The organism is Micrococcus sp. KRD026 (genome assembly GCF_017168445.1).
GTDB classification, from domain to species: Bacteria; Actinomycetota; Actinomycetes; order Actinomycetales; family Micrococcaceae; genus Micrococcus; species Micrococcus luteus.
The window spans coordinates 59,704-63,343 of the sequence record NZ_JABFBA010000023.1 but is presented as its reverse complement, the minus strand read 5'-3'; the positions used below and the strand labels follow the sequence as shown (position 1 = coordinate 63,343).

The window sequence follows — 3,640 nt, the reverse complement described above, 5'->3', positions numbered from 1 at the left end:
GGCTCGGCGGCGTCGACCTGCGGGACGGTCCCGGTGGCCTCCTGCTCCGCCTCGGCGAGCTCGGGGGCGGGCTCGGCGGTGGTCTGGGGATCGAGGATGTCGGACATGGGTCCTCCTGTGGGGATGCGCGGGCGCACGCCGGAGGACGTCGGTCGCGGGTCGACGTCGTGGGGCGCAGGGGCCAGCTGGGTCAGATGATTCCGTCCACCCGGCAGCCCCCGAGGGCCACGACGTTCGTGACCCGCACACACATCTGCACAGACATCTGCAGTCCGGCGTGGCACACGCGTCCACGCTCATTCATCACAGGGGGAGAGACCGGATCCGGTCCGCCCAGTCTACGCCACCGGATCCCGGGCCGGGCTGTGCCCTCGGACACCCCGGTCGCTCACCGGCCGGGGCGATAGGCTCGGCAGGTGCCCCAGAACAGCGAAGACCGCCCCCTCGCCCGCGGGCTCGGCCGGGCCGCCGGCCGCGCCGCCCAGTCCTTCCGGGAGAATCAGCGGGCCGACGACGCACGGCTGCGCGCCGAGCGCGCCCGCCTCACCGCCGAGGACGAGGAGCGCCTGGAACGGCGCCGCGCGGACCGCGAGCGCGACCTGGTCGCGCGGGACGCGGCCGAGTCCGACGCCGGCCTCGTCCACCCGCTCCTGAAGGTCGCGCGCCTCTACTGGCTCGCGGTCACCGTGGTGCTGATCGGCATCGCGGGCGCGTTCCTCTGGAACGGGGCCCGCGCACAGGACAGCGGCGAGCCCGTCATCGATCCGCTCACCGGCATGGAGTCGGTGGGCGTGCTGGGCGGCGCGACGGGGCAGTTCACGATGGGCACCGCCGTCGCCCTGCTGGCCGCGGCGTCCCTGTGGGGCTGGATCGGTCTGCTGCGCCGCCGTCGTTCGGCGATCGGGACCCTGACGTTCATCGCCGTCCTGCTGGCCGCCCCCGCGTTCCTGCGGGCCAACGGCCTGCTGATCATCCTCGCCGTCGTGATGCTCCTGGGCGCCGCGCTCGTCTGGCTGCCGCCCGTGCGCTCGCGCGTGCGGCGCTGAGCCCGCGCGTCCCGCCCCCGCCGCCGGGCGGCGGCGCCGCTCAGTCCTCCACGGGACGGGCGGAGGCGACGACGGGCCGGGCCGTGGCGAGGTCGTACTCCATGACCTGACGGCCGCCGATCCACACGCGCAGGGCCCGCTGCATGACATCGAGCGGGTCGCCGGACCAGAGCACCAGGTCGGCATCCTTGCCCACCTCGAGGGAGCCGATGCGGTCGTCCAGCCCCAGCACGCGCGCGGGATGCAGGGTGATGGCGCGCAGGGCGGTCTCCCGGTCCAGGCCCTCCTTCACCGACAGCGCCGCCTGGTAGACGAGGAAGTCGATGGGCACCACCGGGTGGTCGGTGATGATGCTGATCTCGACGCCGGCCCGCGCCAGACGGCCCGGGTTGCGCATCGAGCGGCCCCGCAGCTCCGGCTTGGACTTGGTGGTGAACAGCGGGCCGATCAGCACCGGCACGCCGCGGGCCGCGAGCTGGTCGGCCAGCGGGTGCGCCTCGGTGCCGTGGTCCAGGACGAGGTCGTAGCCGAACTCGTCGGCCAGGCGCAGGGCGGTGGCGACGTCGTCGGTGCGGTGGCAGTGCTGGCGCCAGGGGATCGTGCGCTCCAGGACGAGGGCGAGGGCGTCGAGGTGGGGGTCGCGGGTGAAGGGCTTGTCCTCGCGCTCGGCCTCCGCGCGGCGGGCCATGTAGCCCTGCGCCCGCAGGAACGCCTCGCGGATCACGAGGGCGGTGCCCAGCCGCGTGGACGGGGTGCGGCCCTTCTCCTTGTAGACGTTCTTGGGGTTCTCGCCGAGGGCGGACTTCACGCCCGAGGGACTGCGCAGCACCATCTCGTCCACGGTGCGTCCGTGGGTGTGCAGCGCTACCGCCTGGCCGCCGATCGGGTTGCCCGAGCCGGGGTTCACGTTCACGGTGGTCACCCCGCCGGCCAGGGCGTCCTTCCAGCCCGGCTCGTTCGGGTCGACGGCGTCGATCGCCCGCACCCCGGCCATCACCGGGTCCGTCATCTCGTTGACGTCCGCGGTCGCACCGACCTCGCCCTCGGCGTGCATGCCGAGGTGGACGTGGGCATCCACGAAGCCGGGCAGCAGCCAGCGCCCCTCGCAGTCCACCACCTCGGCGCCGTCGGGCGCCTCGACGTCGGGGCCGAGCGCGGTGATCCGGCCGTCCTCGACGAGCAGGGCGCCGTCGAACGGCTCGGCGGCGACGGGGACGACATGGGCGTTGACGAAGGCGGTGAGGGTCATGCCCGTCACACTACGCCGCCCCGTGCTCCCCACCCGTGCGCTAGACCTCTGGCGGACGTCGGCGGGTCAGAGGCTGCCCAGAGCCCGCTCCAGGTCCGCCACGAGGTCCTCGGCGTCCTCGATGCCCACCGACAGGCGCAGCAGGTCGTCCGGCACGGCCAGCTCGGTGCCGGCCACGGAGGCGTGGGTCATCTCCGCCGGGTAGTTCATCAGCGACTCGATGCCGCCCAGGGACTCGGCGAGCTGGAACAGGCGGGTCGACTCGGCCACGCGGCGGGCCGCCGCGGCGCCGCCGGACAGGCGCAGCGAGACCATGCCGCCGAAACCGCGCATCTGCCGCTGCGCGAGCTCATGGCCGGGGTGGTCCGGCAGCCCCGGGTAGAGCACCTGGGAGACCTCGGCGCGGCCGGTGAGCCACTCGGCGACCGCCTGGGCGTTGGCCTGGTGACGGTCCATGCGCACCCCGAGCGTCTTGAGGCCGCGCGTGGTCAGGTACGCGTCCATGGGCCCGTTCACGGCCCCCGCCGCGAACTGCTGGAACTTCACCTGCTCGGCGAGTGCGGCGTCCGGGATCACGAGCGCCCCGCCGATCACGTCCGAGTGGCCGCCGATGTACTTCGTGGTGGAGTGCACCACCACGTCCGCGCCGAGGGCGATCGGGGACTGCAGGTACGGCGTCGCGAAGGTGTTGTCCACCACGAGCAGGGCGCCGTGCGCGTGGGCCGCCTCGGCGACCGCGGCGACGTCGGAGATCTTCATCATCGGGTTCGACGGGGTCTCCAGCCACACCATGACCGGCCCCGCGGCGGCGGCGCGCTCGACGGCGGCGGCGACCTGCTCGGCGTCCCCCATGTCCACGACGACGTGCTCCACGCCCCACGGGGCGAGCACGCGGGAGATGAGGCGGTAGGAGCCGCCGTACACGTCGTTGCCGAGCACGATCGTCATGCCCGGCCGGCCCGCGCCCATGATCAGCGCGGTCTCCGCGGCCAGGCCGGAGGCGAACGTGAGGCCGGTGGCCCGGGGGGCGCCGGACTCGTCGACGCCGGCCTCGAGCGCGGCCAGCTGCTCCTGCAGCGCGTCCCGGGTGGGGTTGGTGCCGCGGCCGTAGTCGTAGCCGCGCCGCAGCTCGCCGACGGCCGTGGGCGCGTAGGTGCTCGAGAGGTGGATCGGCGGGACGACGGCGCCGAACACCTCGTCCAGGTGCTGGCCCGCGTGCACGGCGCGCGTGCCGAAGCCTCCCCCCTGGGGGTGGGCGGCGGCGTCTTCGGCGCCGGTGTCGGGGGTGGTGGCGTGCGGGTCCTCGTGGACGTTCTGCTCGGTCATCTCGGGAGCCTCCTCGGAG

The 3,640-nt window shown here is 74.3% G+C and carries 3 protein-coding genes; 1 reads left to right on the top strand and 2 read right to left on the bottom strand.

All coding sequences use genetic code 11. From position 1 onward, the window contains the following. The first annotated feature begins 416 nt into the window (after window positions 1-416). Window positions 417-1,046 carry a hypothetical protein gene (locus J1M40_RS07850; RefSeq protein WP_060974118.1) on the top strand — a complete coding sequence of 210 codons (630 nt, stop codon included), beginning with the start codon at window positions 417-419 and terminating at the stop codon, window positions 1,044-1,046. Window positions 1,047-1,086: 40 nt separating this feature from the next. Here the strand turns inward: J1M40_RS07850 and J1M40_RS07845 are convergent, their stop codons facing one another. Both J1M40_RS07845 and J1M40_RS07840 read right to left on the bottom strand, forming a co-directional pair. Further along, the gene (locus tag J1M40_RS07845; RefSeq protein ID WP_060974117.1) at window positions 1,087-2,295 is read right to left on the bottom strand and encodes an amidohydrolase; all 1,209 of its coding nucleotides are present in this window, start codon (window positions 2,293-2,295) and stop codon (window positions 1,087-1,089) included. 66 nt (window positions 2,296-2,361) lie between these two features. Beyond that, entirely contained in the window at window positions 2,362-3,621 is a 1,260-nt protein-coding gene (locus J1M40_RS07840; protein WP_078025945.1) for a cystathionine gamma-synthase, read from the bottom strand. Window positions 3,622-3,640: the final 19 nt, after the last annotated feature.